Origin of the sequence: Streptococcus sp. KHUD_011 (genome assembly GCF_046352925.1) — a bacterium.
Taxonomy (GTDB): Bacteria; Bacillota; Bacilli; order Lactobacillales; family Streptococcaceae; genus Streptococcus.
Map to the genome: position 1 here is coordinate 1611694 of NZ_CP157578.1, position 19845 is coordinate 1631538.

The window sequence follows — 19845 nt, forward strand, 5'->3', positions numbered from 1 at the left end:
TATATCACACTTTGGAAATATAAGGAAAGATTTCACAAGATTTTTCGATATTTAATCTTCATCTTCTTTTTTCTGTTTCAATGTCAAGGCTAAACTAGCAAGACCAAGGCTGGCCAATCCTGCTATTAGGGCTTCATTGGCATCAGCAGTTCCTGTATTTGGCAATTGTTTGCCTGCTTCTTCTGACTTAACTGCTGTATTTTGGGCTGGTTTTTCTTGTGTAGGCGCTACTGCTGGTTCAGTTTTTACTTTTGTTCCAATTTCAACAATTTCTGGAATCGTTTCTTGGATGACTTCTGTTGAACGAAGGCGACGCTGACCGTTTTCATCAACTTCAAAGACATGTCTTAATAGACCATCTCGTCCCTGTATGATGACTCGTTGTTCCCCAACTAGCATCTCAGCATTTTCATGCTCTTGACGATCAAAGGCAACCTTTTCCTCTTGAACTTCCAATTTAGGAGCCTTTTGTTGATCAGAAGCCGGTTGATTAGTAGGTTTTGGAAGGTATGTGTTTTGTGGGGCTGGATTGGCAGGGATTAGACCAGTACCTACTTCCACGATTTCAGGACTTGCTTCTTTCAAAACTTCGGTAGAGCGAAGGGTACGATTACCTTGGCTATCTACTTCAATCAAGCGACGAATGTGTCCCTCAACTCCTGCTTGGACAAGTTGACGTTGACCGACTGGGAGATTTGGATTTGGTCGTTCTTGGTGTTCGAAGGCGATACTTGTCTCTTCAACTTCTAGTTTCGGAGTATCCACAACCAAATTCTTGACACCTTCAGCTGGTTCCTTGCTTGAAATAACTTTTTCTACTGGTTTAGCAGGTTGTGGTTTTTCAGCAGATTCATAAACAAAGGCATAATGTGTAAAGTGTGGTGCTGTAAAGATGACATGACTATCTGTTTGTTCAAAAGCCAACTCTACTGCTTCTTTGCCTTCAGGTAAGAAGAAGACTTTCTTCACTCTCTTATCTTTTTCAATTGGAATTTTCACAATAGAAGCGTAAGAGAGATCAACGTCTTGACCTTTTTCATCTAGACCTTCTATTTCAAAGACATGAGCATCTTCTCCAGCAAAGTATTTCTTCTCTTCAGCACTTGCTTGAACACGTTCTACTTTCAAGCCCTTGATGACAGTCTTCTCTTTATTTGAGAAGTGTACTTCAACACCTGTTTTACTATCAGAAAAGACTGCTGGCTTGTCTTCTTTCAATAAAGCAACCAGATCTTTCAGACTCTGTTTCGCTGTTGCAAGCTCTTTTGGACTCAAATCTACTTTTTCAACCAAGGCCTTGTTCTTTTCAAGAAGTGGGGCTAGGGCAGAACCTGAAGGATGGTTTGGTTTGGCAGCTAAGAGCTCTTGAGCCTCACCTGTTAAGCGATCGAGTTCTGTCTTTTCTTCCTTAAATTTCTCTTGACCATTCAGAGCTTTGTGAGCTTCTGTCAATTTATTAAGTCGGTCATTGACTTGATCTTGGGTGCTAGTTTCATGGTCTTTCAACACTTGTTCGGCCGCTTCAATTGCTTTCAAGAAGGCTTCTTTTACTTCTGGTGAAGCAAAGTTATAGACCACCTTGTTCTTAGCTGCTTCAACCTCTGCTAATTTTTGTTTAAGGTACTCATCGTTCAATGCTGCTTTTGGAGATACCAAAACATCAAAGTTGACTTTATGACCTTGGTAACGAAGCGTCAAGGTTTGACGACCAGTCTTTTGAGCATCGTAACCAGAAATTTCAACTCCCTCATCAGTAAAGGAATGTTCTTCCATGGTGTCATTGCTATAAGCTACTGCAAAGCGTCCTTCAGACAAGTCTAAACTATCACCAACTAGATAATCTTTTTTCGGTTCATGACTTACTTCAATTCCCAAAATAGTTTTCGGACTTGCTTCATCTTGGCTAGTGACAGTCACTGACAAATTCGCATTTACTGGTTGTCCCAAATATTGTAAAGTAAGATTTTGTTCTCCCTTATGATGCGTATCAAAACCCGACACTGATACACCCGCGTGAGTTAGGCGAATAAGTTCGTCCTCAGCTCCACCTTCATACTGAACTCGAAGAACACCACCTCTAAGGTCTAAATTCTCCCCTTCGGCGTAGCTTGTTTTCTTAGGTCCTGTTTCTAGGCTGACTGACTTGATTCTTCTGTCATCTTTTGGAACGGAAACTGCTAGGATATTACTAATTTCCTTGCCTGGCAACTGGGTACGATAGTAAAGAAGACCAGATTGATTTGTCAAATCCAATGGTGCACTTGCTAGGTCTCCTCCAACTTCGCTCTTCAAGGTTGCAAGCGGAGTTTGAGAATTTGGATTATCATAAACGGTAATGGTTGCTCCAGCTGGTACATCCGCAAAGCCAACTTGTACCTTGTTATTGCCTAGAGAACGGGCTGCAGCCTTGGCCATCGGAATATTGACACTCTCAGTATCAAGCTTTTCATACATTTTCCAGTTATAGATACGAATAGCCTTCCATGGGGTTCCATTGTCAGAAGTGACAACATTCAAGCGCCAATCTTGAGCTGTGATTGGTTTATCAAGGGTAATATCTGTAACATGGGCTTTATTGCCACGGACTTCCTTAGCCAATTTCCATTGACCATCCGCATCTTTATAATAGAGGTCAAAGTCTTTGGTGTTCATCAAACCGTCGTTTACAGATTCTCCACCAGCTCCAGCATGGTCCATCACCCATCTAACAACTGTACGTGGCTGGGTCAAACGAATATCCACACTACCACTTAACTGTCCAGAAGACCACTTGTCTGAAAGACTGGTAATGGTACCATTCAACATACCTTCAATACCTTCTCCACCTTCAGTCTTAGGGAAAGTACTATCAATAACTGTTGCACCTGGAACGATATTTTCAGCTAGTGGTTTTGGTAGGCTGGTATCTTTTACAGTCATGCCCCAATCAAAGGTTGTGGTTGCAGCTTCTGAACGAACCCCATTTTTACCGACTGCTACAACCTTCAGTTCTTGAGTTGTACCCTGAGCACTTGCTGAACGGCTAACTTTTGGTAGATAAATCGTTGTAGAAGATGAACCAGTTAGTAATTTCCAGCTGTCTCCATCTTTTTCGTAAACTTCATAGAAATCTGCATCCTTGTTGCCTTTAAATTGCACAACTGCTTCCGCTTCTTGGGCATTTTTAAGGACTTGTTTGGCTACAGCTACTGTGGTTGGTGCCTGTGGAGCATCTTGATTATTGCTGATGGTCAATTGCCCCAGGTTAAATTGATAACCTTTTAAATCTTTATCATTTTCAAAATAGAGTTTAATACCGTAAATTGTTTTACCTGCCAAGGCACTCAAATCAAAATCATCGGTAGTCCAGTTATCTGAAACTGTCAATTCTTTACGGGCAGCTTCATCACCGTAGGTATAATCTTTCTTGGTTGCAAATTCTACATAAACCTTGCTCCCTTTGCCTCCTTTGTGGGCAACATGTAATTTGGTTGTATCTGTCACCTTCAAGCGAGTAGAGTACAAATTAACATCTTGCTTGGTCGCACCTGAAAGATCCCCTGCAAATTTGAGAGAAGTTCCACCATTATAAGCATCTTCAAAATCATAGCTTGCTTTCAACTTATCGCCAGTTGATTTTTGCCACCAGCGCCATGTTGGAAGAACACCTGAAACTGAACGGTAATTCCACTCAGAATCCTTAGAAACCTTACCATCTACGAACCATTTTCTACCATGACCTGTATTAAAAGAAGTAGTAAAAGTATTACCTACTGCTGGCGTACGGTCCGCAACTAGGTTAGCAATCCCATACCAATCTTTATCACCTGGTTTTTGGCCAGTAGGATCACCTTGATAACCTGTAAAGAAGATATCTTCATTCTTATGATAATCTTCACCAGTTTTTCCTAAACTTGTAATGGTATCTGGGGCGAACAAACCAAGAGAAAGGCGCAATTTCCCATTTTCATCTAAAATGTCATTCCATTTGACCTTGGTCTTGTAGGAACCACCCTGTTGCAATTCCAAACCTGCAAATACGTCATAAGGATTACGGCCAATCCAGTTGGCAGTTGTAATAGTGTAATCATTCTTAGCCTTATCCCAGTTAAAGTTAGCAAAGAAGTTATCTGCTGGAACCTTATCTCCTTCTGGTTGCATGAATTGGTAGTTGTATTCTCCCAAACCATCTTGGTGGTAACGTCCATAGTTATAAGTCATGGCATCGTACCAAGAATACTTGATTGGATGGTTTACCTTAGCAGCATATTCCTTGGTATAGAGCATAAACTGGCGCATCTTTTCTCCAAGAGGTTCAACCAAATCTCCAGTTGTTTCCTGGTTGATGAAATAGCCATCATAGCCATAATACTTGGCCATATCTACCAATTTACGGGCAATTGGGAAGCTACCATCTGCGTCTTGCTTCAAAGCTTCAGCGAATTTTTCTTGATCTGCAATACTATTAGACCAGTTAAAGAAGAGTGTACCATATACAGGAACCCCGTTACGGTGACCTGCATCAATAACGTCAGGAGTTGGAACAAGACCTTCCCAGAAGACCATTGAATCTAGATATTGCCAATAGTCAAAAGCATAGGCCTTGAACTCTTCTCCACCAACAGAAGCATGGTCTTTTGCTTTAGAATTGGTGTTGGATAGAGCTTGAACTTTTGCTTCCTTGCTAGCTTTTTCATTGACCAAATGACCTGTCCGACGTGGAGCGAGGGCAACAGAGCCGCGGTTGATGGCATCATCTTCACGAGCACCGGGTTCCCATTTCAACAATTCTTCCCAAGAATTAAATTTGATTTCCTTTGGTTTTAATGTTTTTTCTGTATTTTTAGGGACATCTGGCTGGACTTCTTTTTCAATCTTATTAGCTTCTGCTGCTGGCTTAGACTCATCTCCTTGGCTAGTTGCTTCAGGCTTTGCTTCTATTTCCTTGTCAGACTTAGGTTTTGCTTCTACAGATGATGTTTCTGTAGCCACCTCACTTGGTTTTTCCTCTGGTTTAGCTACGCTTACTGCCTCTGTAGTTTCAGTAGTTGCAGCTTCATTGTTTGCTGGCGAAGCAGTTTCAGATGCTGTCGCTACTCCTTCTGCCTTTTCTAACTTATTTTCTCTAGCATGTTCTCCTTCATGTTGCTTGTCAGCTTCATTAGTTGGATGCTCACTCTCTCCTGAAACAAGCCCTGTATTGGCTCCTCTATTTTCAGGGACTGCAGTTTCTTCAGCCAAGGCTGGGCCAGCAAATAAAACAGCCCCAATCATCAGCGAGCAGGCTCCTACTGACAACTTACGAATACTGTAACGACAACGTCTTTCAAAAAATGGATTCTTCATTTTCTCCTCCTAAAAGATTGATTTTGTTACATAAAAGAAAGCGCTTAACTTTCTTTATAAAATTTTTATCCCAATCACAGGGACCAAGATAATACCTCCCTCATTTTAAAATATTTCTTTTAAATGTCAATATATAAAAGGAAATACCTATATCTAGGTTAGAAATTGGTAAAATTAATATAATTAAGGCCCATTCTAACGAATTTTCTTTCTAAAATCTTAGCTTAACACTTGTTAGATTTACTTTTATCCTTTAAAATAGAATAGGAGAAATTCCGTTATTATTTTTCGGAGGAAAAAGAAATGTCCATTAATTGGCAGGAAATTTTATTTCACTTTTTAGGTGGTCTGGGACTATTCTTATATAGTATCAAGACCATGGGAGACGGTTTGCAACAAGCTGCTGGAGATCGCCTTCGTTTTTACATTGACAAGTACACTAGCAATCCGTTCTTCGGTGTGCTAGTTGGTATCGGTATGACGGCGCTAATTCAGTCAAGTTCTGGGGTCACAGTCATTACAGTGGGGCTAGTCAGCGCAGGACTTTTGACCTTGCGTCAAGCTATCGGTATTGTCATGGGTGCCAATATTGGAACTACCGTTACATCCTTTATCATCGGTTTTAAGCTAGGAGATTACGCCTTACCAATGCTTTTCATCGGAGCGATTTGTCTCTTCTTCACCAAGAATCGCTCTATCAATAACATCGGACGTATCATTTTTGGTGTAGGTGGTATCTTCTTCGCTCTCAATCTTATGAGCGGTGCAATGGAGCCTCTAAAAGACCTGCAAGTCTTTAGAGACTACATGGTTGAACTAAGTAAGAGTCCTATTCTCGGTGTCTTTGTCGGAACTGGACTAACCCTACTCATTCAAGCTTCTTCCGCAACTATCGGTATCCTACAGAATCTTTACGCAAGTGGTTTGATTGATCTACAAGGTGCCCTACCAGTCTTGTTTGGTGATAATATCGGAACGACCATTACAGCTATTATTGCTTCTCTTGGAGCCAATATCGCTGCCAAACGTGTTGCTGGTGCCCATGTTGCCTTTAACGTGATTGGTACGGTTATCTGTATTGTCTTCCTTGTACCTTTCACTGGCTTGATTCAATGGTTTGAATCTACACTCAATCTGGCTCCAGAAATGACCATTGCCTTCGCCCACGGAACCTTTAATATCACAAATACTATTATCCAATTTCCATTCATCGGAGCCTTGGCCTACTTTGTAACCAAGCTCATCCCTGGTGAAGATGAAGTTGTCAAGTACGAGCCACTTTATCTTGATGAGCATTTGATTAAACAAGCTCCATCAATCGCTCTCGGAAATGCCAAAAAAGAACTCCTTCACTTGGGAAATTATGCTTCTAAAGCCTTTGACCTTTCATACAACTACATCATTGACCTTAATGAAAAGGTAGCTGAAAAAGGCCACAAGACAGAAGAAGCCATCAATACCATTGATGAAAAATTGACTCGTTACCTTATTACTCTTTCAAGTGAAGCCCTTAGCCAGAAAGAAAGCGAAGTGCTCACCAACATCCTGGATTCATCCCGTGATTTGGAACGGATTGGGGACCACGCAGAAGCCCTAATCAATCTAACTGACTATCTTCAACGTAAAAATGTTGAGTTTTCTGAAGCTGCTTTACAAGAATTAGCTGATATCTATCAAAAAACCACTAGCTTCATCAAGGATGCTCTTGATAGCGTGGAAAACAATGATATTGAAAAAGCTCAAAGTCTGATTGAACGCCATAAAGAAATCAACAATATGGAACGTGTTCTCAGAAAGACCCACATCAAACGCCTCAACAAGGGTGAGTGTTCAACACAAGCTGGGGTCAACTTTATCGACATCATTTCCCACTATACTCGTGTATCTGACCACGCTATGAATCTAGCTGAAAAGGTCATCGCTGAACAAATCTAAGATCCAAGAAGCTATCCTAAATGGGATGGCTTTTTCTTCTCCTAATCAAGAATTACTCTTCTACCATATAGAAAAATGCTTTGATTCACAATGGAATCAAAGCATTTTAAAGAGCTCCCCATACATAATCGCAGAAGCCGCAGTTCCTCTGTACTTGGATTCTTCTCTTTTGATAAAGCGAGCCAAGTTGAGCAACTCAGGTGCCGGATGTTTGGAATTTAGGAGCAATTCACGATTGACCAGGCCTGAGAGACGAACTGACAGCAATTGCTCATTTGTAGTAGGCAGTTTTTTAGCAGTCTCTAGGAGAGCAGCAACTAAATCTTCACTCAAATCATGTCGAGCATGATTGTAAAGATCTTTTATAAGGCTTTCTAGGTTTGGTTCTACCATCCCTACCACCTCCCTTATGGTTTAATAATTTTTAATCAAATCAACCGTTGAACGATCCAATTTCTTCACCAAGGCTTGCAAGAAAGCTTGAGCTTCTAGGAAGTCATCCATAGCGTAGAGGGTTTGGTGAGAATGGATATAACGAGCGCAAACACCGATTGTTGTTGATGGGACACCACCATTTTTCAAATGAGCTGCGCCAGCGTCTGTGCCGCCTTTACCACAGTAGTATTGATACTTGATTCCAGCTTCTTCAGCCGTTGTCAAAAGGAAATCCTTCATTCCTGGGAGAAGCAAGTGACCTGGATCGTAGAAACGAATCAAGGTTCCATCCCCAATCTTGCCTTGACCGCCATAAACATCACCTGCTGGTGAACAGTCAACTGCGAGGAAGACTTCTGGATCAAACTTGGTTGTAGAAGTATGAGCACCACGAAGACCAACTTCTTCTTGGACGTTAGAGCCAAGATAGAGTTCATTTTCGAGTTTTTGACCTGACAGAGCTTCCGCCAACTCGCTCACCATGAGAACTCCATAGCGGTTGTCCCAAGCTTTTGAGATGATATTTTTTTCATTGGCTGTCAAGATTGCAGAACTATCTGGTACGATGGTATCACCAGGACGGATACCAAAGCTTTCTGCCTCAACCTTGTCCGCAAAACCACCATCAAAGACGATATCTGCAATGGCAGGCATGGTTGGTCCGCCCTTACCACGAGTCAAATGTGGCGGAACAGAGCCTGAAATCACAGGAATTTCACGACCGTCACGAGTAAAGAGTTTAAAGCGCTGGCTACTAACCACCATAGGATTCCAACCACCGATTTCTACGACACGGAAGGTGCCGTCTGGCTTAATCTCGCTGACCATAAAACCAACTTCATCCATGTGAGAAGCAACCAAGACGCGTGGTGCATCTGCAGCTTCTGAATGCTTAATTCCGAAAATACCACCCAAGCCATCTGTCACCACTTCATCCACGTGCGGGGTCAACTTTTCACGAAGATAAGCACGAACAGGTGCTTCATGACCTGAGATCGCAGTAAGTTCTGTTACTTCTTTGATTTTTGAAAATAATGTTGTCATTTCAGTTCCTTCTTTCTTTCATCCATTTTACCACTTTTTATAGGAGAAGGATAGCGGGAAGGTGGATTTATCTTAGTCTTACTGTATCTTATAAAAAGCTTGTATTTTCTTGCATGTGAGGTGAAATCTAAGAACTATTCCAAGATCAACCAAACTATTAATTTCCAAACATAAAACAATCCAATGCTATATTTGTTCAATTTTTTCATGAAATTTCCAGAAAATAGTTGACTTTGCCTTCTTATTTATTTAAAATAGTACAAAACTAGGAAAAGGAAAAAATCATGACCAAAACAATTCTTGTTACAGGTGGAGCTGGCTACATTGGCTCCCATACCGTTAAAGCTCTTTTAAATGCTGGCTACCAGGTGCATGTCCTAGATAATCTCTCTACAGGAAATCGTTCGGCTGTAGATAGTCGTGCTAGCTTTAAACAACTGGATGTTTATGATGCTAGCGCCTTAAAAGCTTACTTGGAAGAAAACAAGATTGACGCTGTTCTCCATTGTGCGGGTGAGATTGTTGTGAGCGAAAGTATTGAAAATCCAAGTAAATACTTCACTGCCAATGTTGCTGGTATGAACCAAGTTCTCAAAGTCTTATCTGAAGTTGGTATTCAAAAAATCATGTTCTCTTCGACTGCTTCCCTCTATGGTAATAACTGTATTGACAAGCCTGCAACTGAAGATACCCTGCTCGACCCTGTCAACCCTTATGCAGAAACAAAACTGATGGGTGAACGAATGATTTACTGGATGGCCAATCGCTACGATTGGAAATATGTCATTTTCCGTTACTTTAATGTAGCTGGGGCTGAAATGGATGCTTCAAACGGTCTACGTGTGAAAAATCCAACTCACATCATTCCCAATATCAACAAAACCGCATTGGGACAAAATGATAGCCTGAAAATATTTGGAGATGACTACGATACACGTGATGGTTCATGTATTCGAGATTATATTCATGTCTTGGATCTTGCACAGGCTCATGTTAAAGGAATGAACTACCTCTTTCAAGAAGACAGTTCTTCTCAAATATTTAACTTAGGAACTGAAAAAGGCTATACCGTCAAAGAAATCTTTAAAACTGCTGAAGAATTACTGAATCAAAAAATACCACACGAAATTGTTGCTCGCCGTGCTGGTGATCCAGCTAGCGTCCTAGCAGACGCATCAAAAGCTAAAAAATATCTTGATTGGAAAGCTAGCTACTCCCTCGAAGATATTATTTTATCGGATTATCATTGGCGTGTTAAAGAGGGGAAAAACATTTTAGAATAGGAAAACAGAGGAGAAGGTCCTGGTACTCTCTCCTTGTTTTATTCATTAAATTGTCAGAAAATTTATTGACAGATTAAAGAAATCGTGTTACAGTAATATCCGCAGGTATCTTTCGATATCAAATCTACATGAAAGGACGGGGTATGAAACTTTCTCATTATTTAATTGGCTTACTTCTACTCCTAGCCTTTCTCTCTATTAGCATTGGGACCAGTGATTTTTCATGGGGAAAACTTTTTGCTCTGGACCATGAAACTTGGCTTCTATTTCAGGAGTCACGTCTCCCTAGAACCATCAGTATTCTCCTGGCAGCCTCTAGTATGAGCATGGCAGGACTCCTCATGCAGACCATCACTCAAAATCAGTTTGCTGCACCGAGTACAGTTGGAACCACTGAAGCTGCCAAACTAGGAATGGTATTGAGCCTCTTTGTCTTTCCGTCGGCTAGTCTGACACAAAAGATGCTCTTCGCTTTTGTTTCATCCATCATATTTACTCTCTTCTTCCTAGCCTTTATGACTATTTTCTCTGTAAAGGAAAGGTGGATGTTGCCTCTGATTGGGATCATCTATAGTGGAATTATCGGTTCTGTGACAGAAGTTATCGCCTATCGTTTCAATCTGGTTCAGAGTATGACAGCTTGGACCCAAGGCTCCTTCTCCATGATTCAGAATCATCAGTATGAATGGCTCTTTTTAGGCCTCATCATCCTGATAGCCGTTTGGAAATTATCCCAAACTTTTACCATCATGAATCTGGGCAAGGAAGCCAGTGAGAGTTTGGGGATTTCTTACTCCCTACTTGAAAAACTGGCTCTCTTTCTGGTTGCTCTAACGACTAGTGTCACCATGATTACCGTGGGTGGCTTACCTTTTCTCGGAGTTATTGTTCCCAATCTTGTTCGCAAGCGTTATGGAGATAATCTAAGTCAGACCAAACTTATCGTCGCACTGGTTGGAGCCAATCTAGTTCTGGCTTGCGATATCCTATCCCGAGTTCTGATTCGACCCTATGAGTTGTCTGTCAGTCTTCTACTAGGAATCATTGGTAGCCTCGTCTTTATCCTACTTCTATGGAGAGGGGGACGAAAAGATGCAGTTTAAAAGCAAACATACCAAACTCTTCTGCCTTCTCATTATTCTCGCCATCGGAGCTTGTCTTCTCTACTTTTGGCCCATCACTCACTTGTCAGCCTTTGCTTGGAAATTGCGTTCCCAAAAAATTGTCGTTTATCTCTTGGTAGCTATCGCGACTGGGATTTCGACCATTAGTTTTCAAACCCTGACGGAAAATCGTTTCCTGACTCCTAGTATTTTGGGAATCGAATCCTTCTACGTCCTACTACAAACTCTGCTACTGGTTTTTGAAAGCAAGTTTCTTCAACTTGACAAGTCTCCTATCTTAGAATTCCTAGTTTTACTTCTTGTCCAATCCCTCTTCTTCCTTGCCTTACAAGGCTACTTGAAGACACTAATGAAGCAAGACCTTGTCTTCATTCTGTTGATCTGTCTAGCCCTCGGAAGTCTCTTTCGAAATATCAGTACCTTCCTCCAAGTCCTGATGGATCCAAATGAATACGATAAACTGCAAAACAGTCTCTTTGCTTCCTTTCAACATCTCAACACTTCCATCCTAGCCATCGGTTCTCTAATCATCCTCGCTTTGACAATCTTTTTCTTTCAAAAAGCAGTCATTCTCGATGTCTTGCACCTGCAAAGAGAAACTGCTCAGATATTGGGGCTCAATGTTGAAAAAGAACAGAGAGAACTCCTCTGGGGTATCGTGCTTTTGACTTCAACGGCTACTGCCTTGGTAGGTCCTATGGCCTTCTTCGGCTTTATGCTAGCCAACCTCACCTACCTGATTGTCAAAGACTATCGGCACAAGTTACTCTTTATCGTAGCCATTCTGGTTGGATTTATTAGCTTAACCTTGGGGCAAGCCTTGATTGAACGAGTCTTTGCGCTGGAAATTCGCATCAGCATGATCATCGAGAGTGTAGGGGGGCTCCTATTCTTTATCTTACTCTACAGGAGGGCGCGTCAGTGAAACTGGAAAACATTGGCAAATCCATTCAAAAACAGGATATTTTGCAAGGTATTACGCTTGAAGTCAGCCCTCAGAAACTGACTGCCTTTATTGGTCCAAATGGTGCTGGAAAATCAACTCTCCTCTCCATCATGAGCAGATTGACCAAGAAGGATCAGGGAATTCTCAGTATCAAAGGTCGTGAAATCGAGAGTTGGAATTCGCAAGAACTAGCCCAAGAACTGACCATCCTAAAGCAGAAAATCAATTACCAAGCCAAATTGACGGTTGAAGAACTGGTCAGTTTTGGACGTTTTCCCTATAGTAGAGGACACCTGAGAGCAGAAGACTGGGAAAAAATCCAAGAAACTATGGATTATCTGGAACTGACCAACTTAAAAGACCGCTACATCGATAGTCTGTCTGGTGGACAACTCCAGCGTGTCTTTATCGCCATGGTACTTGCCCAGGATACAGACTTTATCTTGCTGGACGAACCGCTCAACAATCTCGATATCAAGCAAAGCGTCAGCATGATGCAGATTCTTCGACGACTAGTGGAGGAACTCGGCAAGACCATTATCATCGTCCTCCACGATATCAACATGGCCAGTCAGTATGCGGATGAAATTGTTGCCTTCAAGGACGGTCAAGTCTTTAGCAAGGGAAACACAAATCAAATCATGCAGGCTGACCTGCTCAGTCAACTTTACGAGATTCCCATCACGCTGGCTGATATCAATGGCAAAAAGATCTGTATCTATAGCTAGTAACATAGAAGCTCAAGTTAGAGAACCTTCAGTCTCTTAGTCAATAAAACCTAGAGACTCCCTAAATCGTTATCACATTTTAAAAAGGAGAAATCATGAAAACATCCCTTAAATTTTATCTCACTGCCCTAGTGGCTAGTTTCTTGCTCCTACTTGGTGCATGTAGTACAAACTCAAGCACTAGTACGACGGAGTCAAGTAGCTCTGCTCCAACAGAGGTAACCATTAAAAGTTCACTAGGTGTAGTCACACTTTCAAAAATCCCTGAAAAGATTGTGACCTTTGACCTCGGTGCTGCGGATACTATTCGCGCTTTAGGTTTTGAAAAGAATATCGTCGGAATGCCTATAAAAACTGTTCCGACTTATCTTAAAGACCTAGCTGGAAAAGTTAAAAATGTTGGTTCTATGGTTGAACCAGACCTAGAAGCCCTTGCTGCTCTTGAACCAGACCTAATTATCGCTTCACCACGTACCCAAAAATTCGTAGATAAGTTCAACGAAATCGCTCCGACTGTTCTCTTCCAAGCAGGCAAAGATGACTACTGGACTTCTACCAAGGCTAATATCGAATCCCTAGCAAGCGCCTTCGGTGAAACTGGTACACAGAAAGCCAAGGAAGAATTGGCCAAGCTAGACAAGAACATCCAAGAAGTCGCTTCTAAAAATGAAAGCTCTGATAAAAAAGCCCTTGCCATCCTCCTCAATGAAGGAAAAATGGCTGCCTTTGGTGCCCAATCTCGTTTCTCTTTCTTGTATCAAACTTTGAAATTCAAGCCAACTGATACTCACTTTGAAGACTCACGCCACGGACAAGAAGTCAGCTTTGAAAGTGTTAAAGAAATCAATCCTGACATCCTCTTTGTCATCAACCGTACCCTTGCCATCGGTGGGGACAACTCTAGCAACGACGGTGTTCTAGAAAATGCCCTCATCGCTGAAACACCTGCCGCTAAAAATGGTAAGATTATCCAACTAACACCAGACCTCTGGTATCTAAGCGGAGGCGGACTTGAATCAACCAAACTCATGATTGAAGACGCACAAAAAGGCTTGAAATAAGCAACTTCAAACTCAATTTAAGTAAAATTTTGACATGATAAAACGCATCCTATCAAGCTCACTCAAACCTGATAGGATGCGTTTTTATCATTTCACTAAAATATTTTTACCTAGCCTCATTTTTCTTCTTGATTCCGTTTAAGGGAAAAATGGTCTGGGACGTGGTCCTTACCTGTTTTCGACCAGGGATGGCAACGTAAAATCCGAGCCAAGCCCATCAAAACACCCTTGAAGCCATGTTTTTCAATAGCCTGAATCATGTAGTTGGAACAAGTCGGCTCAAAGCGACAAGAGGGTGGAAAGGCTGGCGAGATAAAACGTTGGTAAAAGCGCACAGGCGCTATTAAAATTCGTTTCATTATTTCTTGGTTACAGCCATGGTGTGTAGTTGGCTGATTTCTTTTTTATTAAGACGACGGGATTCACCTGGACGGAGTCCTGTCAAGTCTAGGTGTCCAAAACGTGTACGAGACAACTTATCTACTTGAAGACCGACAGCTTCAAACATCTTTTTAACCTGGTGGTTACGCCCTTCATGGATGGTCAACTGCACCACAGAGCGGTTTTTGACTGGATCCACTTTGAGAATCTCATAGACAGCCGGCTTGGTTTTCTTACCATCAATCTCCAGTCCACGGGTCAAGGGGCGGAGATTATCCTTATTGGCCACACCTTTAACACGCGCGACATAAACCTTGTCAATCTCATTACGAGGGTGAATCATTTCATCCGTAAAATCCCCGTCATTAGTCAAAATCAAAACACCTGATGTGTCCCAGTCTAAACGACCTACAGGGTAGATGCGCTCTTTCACGTTGGGCAAGAGGTCGACAACCGTCTTGCGGCCCTTGTCATCTGTCACACTGGAAATGACACCGCGTGGTTTGTTAAGCAGATAGTAGACCTTTTCTTCGTTGTAGATAGGTTGACCTTCAACTTCGACCTTGTCGCCTGACTTGATGGTCGTTGCTAGTTCACGTACCACTTGGCCGTTAACCGTCACCAAGCCTTGCTTGATCAACTCTTCTGCTTTTCTCCTACTGGCCACACCTGCGTGGGCAATATACTTATTGATTCTCATCTTCTTCTATCCTTTCACCAAATAATTGACTTTCTTGGGCTTGAATCTCAAGCTCATCAATCACTGGCAATTCTTCCAAATGATTTATCCCCATGTAATCTAGGAAATAATCTGTAGTAACATAGAGGTTGGGGCGACCCAACACTTCTTTTTTCCCGTCTTCTCGTATCAAGTCAAAGGCCTGCAACTTTGCCAAGGCCCCACTCGAGTTGACCCCACGGATGGCATCAATTTCTATCCGTGTGATGGGCTGCTTGTAGGCAATGATGGACAAGGTCTCAAGGGCAGCCCGAGATAAACTCTGGTTGATAGGTGCCTTAGAGTATTCCTTCAAAATCTCTGCAAATTGAGGCTTGGTCACCAATCTATAAGCGCCCCCTGTCTCAATCAGAGCCAAACTGGAATCTGAGTCGTTATCATACTTCTGAGCTAATTTTTCTAAACTCTGCTGGATGCCTGTCGGTGGCAGAGAGAGGAGTTCAGCTAACTGGCGGACCCGAATCCCATCTTCACCCGCTACAAACAAGAGCGCTTCTATTTTTGCTAAAGTACTCATCTTTCCTCTCTATCAAGTCTAGCTTTGGGCCACTTGACTTTCTTCCTTCTTTTCCATGAGATAAATATCTCCGAAACTTTCCTCTTGCACAAGAATCAGCTCCTGGGTTTTGATTAACTCTAGGGTTGCCAAAAAGAGGGTGATGACCTCTTGGAGATTCTGGGCTTCCTTAAACAAATCCTGCAAGCGCAATTGATCTCGTCCAGTCAAGGACTCTTTTACGATGACCATCATGTCCTCAATCTTATACTCATCCCGCAAGATAGTCGTGTGATTCTGTGCAAACTCCTCTTTTTTCTTGGCTAGGATATTTGAAAAAGCCAAAAAGAGGTCAATGGTCGTCTTGTCATGCACAAGCTCCGCATCTTCGTAAATCAACTCTGTCGGCGCTTTGGAATAATACTGGGCCCGATCTTGGTGCTTGGCTTCTAAGTGCTCCCCCAAGAGCTTGAACTTGCGGTATTCTTCGATTTGGGAAAGAAGATCCTGCTCTAGATCGTCCTCCAAGTCGGTCACTTCTGCTACCTTTGGAAGGAGTTTGCGGCTCTTGATCAGCATGAGCTGGCTGGCCATAACCATGTACTCGCCCGTCACTTCTAGACGCATGGCCTGCAGGGTTGAAACATAGGCTAGATACTGTTCAATGACTTCCGTAATGGGCACATCGTAGATATCCATCTGGTACTTAGAAACCAGGTGCAAGAGCAAGTCCAGGGGCCCTTCAAAATCTTTTAATTTAATATCCATTATCTATATTTTTCTAAGGTCAGGACTGTTTTTAATCCTAATTTTTTTGCAATTTCGTACAAATCGACCTTCTTTTCTATTTGTCTTAGAATGAACTGTTCCCGTAGGGCTTGGGCTGATAGTGCTGGAAAACCTTTCTCCTTGACAAAGGACTCTAGCTGGCGAAAGGCCCACTGACGAGAATAGGATTTCCCTCCCCTTTCAAAGATATAGGTCTGGCCCATCAAAGGTTCCAACTCTGAAAGCAAGGTTGTAGGAATGGTGACAATCCTCTGTTGGGAAGCCTTCTTGATTCGCAACACCTGAAAGTCCAGATTGACGTCCGCAACCTTGAGGGCTAAAATCTCACTCGGCAAGAGTCCCATTTCTAGGATTAAGAGAGCTAGCAAGCGACCCTCTGAATAGTCACTTTCTTGCCAAAAAGAGTCTAGGTTTAACAGTTCTGGCTTTGCCGTCTTCTTTTCAGCTTGTTTGGCTAATTCCAAACGATAAAAGCTATCCACTTCTCCTTTTTGATAGAGAAAGTAGAGAAATTGGTTACAGGCTGAAATCTTTCGCTTCTGGGCGCTGTTTTTTAGATTGGCTAGCTGGGCTTGGTAAATCTTGAGACTGGTCTCAGAAATCCGCTCTCCTACAATGTCTAAAAATTGCTCCAAATCATACTTATAGGACTGCTTGGAATTGGCAGACAAACCCTGCTTTCCCTCTAAAAAGTCTGAAATCCTCTCTCTCATTTGCATCGAATCTCATATTCCTTACTAAAGTCATGCAAGAGGGCATTGACAGCCTTGAGGATAGACTTGCGCGTGATAATCCCTTGGAAAATTCCTGACGCATCCACAACCGGCAAGAAGGACTCATCTACCAGCTTGTGCAAGACCTCCGTAATAGTAAAATCAGGCGAGACGACCGCTACGTCCGTTCTCGTCATATGAACGATATCCGTATCTGCCATGATTTCTTGACTCAAATCATGCTCCATCTGATAAGCCATAATATCTCTGAGCCCAATAGTTCCAACAAAGTGTTTTTCATCTGTCACAACAGGAACACGGGTATAGGTCATCTGACTAAGCAAGAGTGTCGCATGATCCGCATTGTGAGTATCAATCAACACAGCTAGATTTTTAGCAGGAGTCAAAAAAGTTTCTTCTTGCCCCAACAAGAAAGTCTCAAACTCCTTGGCAATCATCGGCTAAACTCCTTGGACAAGCCCGGATACACCTCATGGTCTCGTGTCAAAAAGTCCACTTTGAAATAACTGTCATCAATCTCCACACGAGCATAGAGACATTCTCTGATGGTCCCACGTGGTTGACTGATGGAACCTGGATTTAGAAAAAGAGTCTTGCCTTCCATCCAAGCACTTGGCACATGCAAGTGACCATAGAGGCAGATATCGGCCTCTTCCTCCTGAGCCCAGTAGTCCAACTTTTGAAAATTGAAATTAATGTCAAACAAGTGACCATGTGTTTGGATAATCTTGGTCGAACCAAGCTCAGTCACCAAACGTTCTGGGTAACCTGCATAGAAGTCCATATTCCCTTTAACAACACGGATGCCTTCCCAAAGGGGAGAATCAGGACGCAGTTCAGAATCGCCGTTATGAAAAACGGCATCAACTTTGCCTACATAGCGATCACGGATTTCTTCCACAATCAAGCTATCGCCATGAGAATCGCTCATTACAATGATGGTTTGCTTTGCCATGATGGAAATACCTCCAAAAGTTTCTTAACGGCTAAGGCACGGTGAGATTGACTATTTTTTTCTTCAAGGGTTAATTCAGCTGAGGACTTGCCTGTCTCTCCTACCAGGAAGAGAGGATCGTAACCAAATCCATTTTCACCCTTAGGTTCAAAGTTAATGTAGCCTGGCCAGTCTGCTTCAACAACCAAGCTTTCCTTGTTTGGACTGGCCACGACTAGGGTTGTATGGAATTGAGCCGAGCGGTCCTTGAGTTCAAAGACCATGGCCAATTCGTGCAAGAGTTTGGCATTGTTTTCACGGTCAGTAGCTCCCACACCTGCGAAACGAGCTGACCAGACACCTGGCAAGCCACCAAGGACATCGACTTTGAGACCTGAGTCATCTGCCAAAACCATCTTGCCCGTTAATTGAGAAATAGTTTCTGCCTTGAGGCGGGCGTTTTCTTCGAAGGTCATGCCTGTTTCTGCTACTTCAGGTAAGTCAGGATAGTCATTAAGATTTTCCACATCGTATCCTAACTTGTCAAAGATAGCTCGAAATTCCTTGGTCTTGCCCTCGTTACGAGTCGCAATCAACAAGGTTTCTCTAACCTTGTTTGTCTCAAAGAAGTCGTGAACATTGACCCCTTCTTTAGGCAATTCCACATACAAGAGTTGCCCATTTTCAACCAAGAGCAGGGCCCCTTGACGTTGAATGACTTCCAAGTTACGTCCCATTTCTTGGTTGAGGATATCTACCACAAAAGACAATAAACGGTAGCGAGAACCATAGCGTAAAACAGCAACTGAAATCGGGAAACCTCGTTCCTCGTCTCGAAAGATTTTGGCCAATCCAACCAGAGGGAAATCCAAGTCTTCATCAGTCAACGTCCGGACGCCACCAAAAATAGCATAGGACCCGACATACCAGTCCTGGTCATCCTTGTATTCATAAATTTTATTTGTCATAATTCTACATGCTCCACATGAATCTCTTTTTCCAGCCATTCTTCACCAATTTGTGCAAAACTTTGGCTGCTGGCTGTTGTGTAAAAACGGTGATGAAGTGGTCCAGCATCGCGACCACGATTGATTTCAAAATAATTGAGTAAGACTGAGATGTCCCGTACGCACTCTGCCCCACTATCAATGAGCTGAACCTTGGGTCCCATGACATTTTGAATAATGGGTCTGAGCAGTGGATAATGGGTACAACCCAAAATCAGGCTATCCACCTTTCCAACCAAGGGACGCAGGGTTTCATAGACCACTTTCTTGGTGACACTGGTTGACAGAGCACCAGACTCCACCAAGGGAGCAAACTTGGGACAGGCCAAACTCTCCACCTGTAAGTCCGGATCCAAATCATGGATTTTCTGACGGTAAATATCAGATTGTACCGTCATGGGAGTTCCAATCACTCCGATTTTCCCACCTTGACTGGACTTGATAGCTGCCGAAGCTCCTGGCAAAATCACACCTAGGACGGGAATGTCTAGTTGAGCCTTAATTTCTTCCCAGACGACCGCAGTCGCAGTGTTACAAGCAATGACAATCATTTTGACATCCTTGGTCAAGAGAAAGTTGACCAACTGCCAAGTATATTCACGAATTTGCTCAGCAGGACGGGGACCATAGGGCGCCCGCGCCGAATCTCCAATATAGACGATTTCTTCATGGGGAAGCTGGCGCATGAGCTCGCGCACAACGGTCAAGCCCCCGACACCCGAATCCAAAAAACCAATTGGTCGATTATCCATACAGTCTTCTTTCTAGTCTTTTTTCTGATTGATAGTTCATTATGATTACCGTTCCTTATGAACTGAATAATGACAGCCTAATCAATAACCATCTCTCTTAATCATAATCAAATATCAATAGAATGCAAGGAA

The 19845-nt window shown here is 42.6% G+C and carries 18 protein-coding genes and 1 pseudogene; 6 read left to right on the forward strand and 13 right to left on the reverse strand.

Translation table 11 applies throughout. The features are described 5' to 3' along the window. Window positions 1-51: 51 nt before the first annotated feature. Both ABKJ27_RS07770 and ABKJ27_RS07775 read right to left on the reverse strand, forming a co-directional pair. Window positions 52-4971, reverse strand: a complete 4920-nt coding sequence (locus tag ABKJ27_RS07770) for an endo-beta-N-acetylglucosaminidase (RefSeq protein ID WP_410012146.1) — start codon at window positions 4969-4971, stop codon at window positions 52-54. A 291-nt stretch (window positions 4972-5262) separates the two neighbouring features. Next, window positions 5263-5325, reverse strand: a pseudogene (locus tag ABKJ27_RS07775) (YSIRK-type signal peptide-containing protein); the annotation flags it as partial. Between the two features lie 303 nt (window positions 5326-5628). Here ABKJ27_RS07775 and ABKJ27_RS07780 point away from each other — a divergent pair. After that, window positions 5629-7260 (forward strand): Na/Pi cotransporter family protein, encoded by a 1632-nt coding sequence (locus ABKJ27_RS07780; RefSeq protein WP_020903108.1) that lies wholly within the window; start codon window positions 5629-5631, stop codon window positions 7258-7260. Between the two features lie 96 nt (window positions 7261-7356). Here the strand turns inward: ABKJ27_RS07780 and ABKJ27_RS07785 are convergent, their stop codons facing one another. Together ABKJ27_RS07785 and pepA are read right to left on the reverse strand one after the other, a co-directional pair. Continuing rightward, window positions 7357-7653: a bacteriocin immunity protein gene (locus tag ABKJ27_RS07785; protein ID WP_410011639.1), complete on the reverse strand. Its 297-nt coding sequence runs from the start codon at window positions 7651-7653 to the stop codon at window positions 7357-7359. 21 nt (window positions 7654-7674) lie between these two features. Continuing rightward, a complete protein-coding gene (gene pepA, locus ABKJ27_RS07790) occupies window positions 7675-8739 on the reverse strand; it encodes a glutamyl aminopeptidase (protein ID WP_410011640.1) in 1065 nt (354 codons plus the stop codon). A gap of 284 nt (window positions 8740-9023) precedes the next feature. Between pepA and galE the strand changes: the two genes are divergently transcribed. The 5 genes from galE to ABKJ27_RS07815 all read left to right on the forward strand — a co-directional run bounded on the left by galE (window position 9024) and on the right by ABKJ27_RS07815 (window position 13881). After that, on the forward strand, window positions 9024-10022 hold the full coding sequence (gene galE / locus ABKJ27_RS07795) for a UDP-glucose 4-epimerase GalE (protein WP_033688137.1): 999 nt from the start codon (window positions 9024-9026) through the stop codon (window positions 10020-10022). Window positions 10023-10165: 143 nt separating this feature from the next. After that, on the forward strand, window positions 10166-11125 hold the full coding sequence (locus ABKJ27_RS07800) for an ABC transporter permease (RefSeq protein ID WP_410011641.1): 960 nt from the start codon (window positions 10166-10168) through the stop codon (window positions 11123-11125). Then, on the forward strand, window positions 11115-12071 hold the full coding sequence (locus tag ABKJ27_RS07805) for an iron chelate uptake ABC transporter family permease subunit (RefSeq protein ID WP_261052490.1): 957 nt from the start codon (window positions 11115-11117) through the stop codon (window positions 12069-12071). The genes ABKJ27_RS07800 and ABKJ27_RS07805 overlap by 11 nt, the downstream gene beginning before the upstream one ends. Then, window positions 12068-12820 carry an ABC transporter ATP-binding protein gene (locus ABKJ27_RS07810; protein ID WP_023947107.1) on the forward strand — a complete coding sequence of 251 codons (753 nt, stop codon included), beginning with the start codon at window positions 12068-12070 and terminating at the stop codon, window positions 12818-12820. The genes ABKJ27_RS07805 and ABKJ27_RS07810 overlap by 4 nt, the downstream gene beginning before the upstream one ends. Before the next feature lie 95 nt (window positions 12821-12915). Then, on the forward strand, window positions 12916-13881 hold the full coding sequence (locus ABKJ27_RS07815; RefSeq protein ID WP_410011642.1) for a siderophore ABC transporter substrate-binding protein: 966 nt from the start codon (window positions 12916-12918) through the stop codon (window positions 13879-13881). Between the two features lie 116 nt (window positions 13882-13997). On the opposite strand, the gene yidD is transcribed toward ABKJ27_RS07815, so the two are convergent. From yidD to racE, 9 genes are read right to left on the reverse strand one after another with little or no spacing between them, the layout of a single operon-like run. Then, window positions 13998-14240 (reverse strand): membrane protein insertion efficiency factor YidD, encoded by a 243-nt coding sequence (yidD, locus tag ABKJ27_RS07820; protein ID WP_261081334.1) that lies wholly within the window; start codon window positions 14238-14240, stop codon window positions 13998-14000. After that, window positions 14240-14962: a pseudouridine synthase gene (locus tag ABKJ27_RS07825; RefSeq protein ID WP_001222228.1), complete on the reverse strand. Its 723-nt coding sequence runs from the start codon at window positions 14960-14962 to the stop codon at window positions 14240-14242. The genes yidD and ABKJ27_RS07825 overlap by 1 nt, the downstream gene beginning before the upstream one ends. Further along, window positions 14949-15518: an SMC-Scp complex subunit ScpB gene (gene scpB, locus ABKJ27_RS07830; protein WP_410011644.1), complete on the reverse strand. Its 570-nt coding sequence runs from the start codon at window positions 15516-15518 to the stop codon at window positions 14949-14951. Before scpB ends, ABKJ27_RS07825 begins: the two co-directional genes overlap by 14 nt. 18 nt (window positions 15519-15536) lie before the next feature. Next, a complete protein-coding gene (locus ABKJ27_RS07835; RefSeq protein WP_020903099.1) occupies window positions 15537-16265 on the reverse strand; it encodes a segregation/condensation protein A in 729 nt (242 codons plus the stop codon). Further along, the gene (gene xerD, locus ABKJ27_RS07840) at window positions 16265-16999 is read right to left on the reverse strand and encodes a site-specific tyrosine recombinase XerD (RefSeq protein WP_308300785.1); all 735 of its coding nucleotides are present in this window, start codon (window positions 16997-16999) and stop codon (window positions 16265-16267) included. Before xerD ends, ABKJ27_RS07835 begins: the two co-directional genes overlap by 1 nt. Continuing rightward, window positions 16996-17457, reverse strand: a complete 462-nt coding sequence (gene cbpB / locus ABKJ27_RS07845) for a cyclic-di-AMP-binding protein CbpB (RefSeq protein WP_000560720.1) — start codon at window positions 17455-17457, stop codon at window positions 16996-16998. Before cbpB ends, xerD begins: the two co-directional genes overlap by 4 nt. Then, window positions 17454-17975 (reverse strand): metallophosphoesterase, encoded by a 522-nt coding sequence (locus ABKJ27_RS07850; RefSeq protein ID WP_001118952.1) that lies wholly within the window; start codon window positions 17973-17975, stop codon window positions 17454-17456. The genes cbpB and ABKJ27_RS07850 overlap by 4 nt, the downstream gene beginning before the upstream one ends. Next, window positions 17951-18922 (reverse strand): nucleoside-triphosphate diphosphatase, encoded by a 972-nt coding sequence (locus tag ABKJ27_RS07855; protein ID WP_000182403.1) that lies wholly within the window; start codon window positions 18920-18922, stop codon window positions 17951-17953. The genes ABKJ27_RS07850 and ABKJ27_RS07855 overlap by 25 nt, the downstream gene beginning before the upstream one ends. Then, a complete protein-coding gene (racE, locus tag ABKJ27_RS07860; protein WP_000370376.1) occupies window positions 18919-19713 on the reverse strand; it encodes a glutamate racemase in 795 nt (264 codons plus the stop codon). Before racE ends, ABKJ27_RS07855 begins: the two co-directional genes overlap by 4 nt. Window positions 19714-19845: the final 132 nt, after the last annotated feature.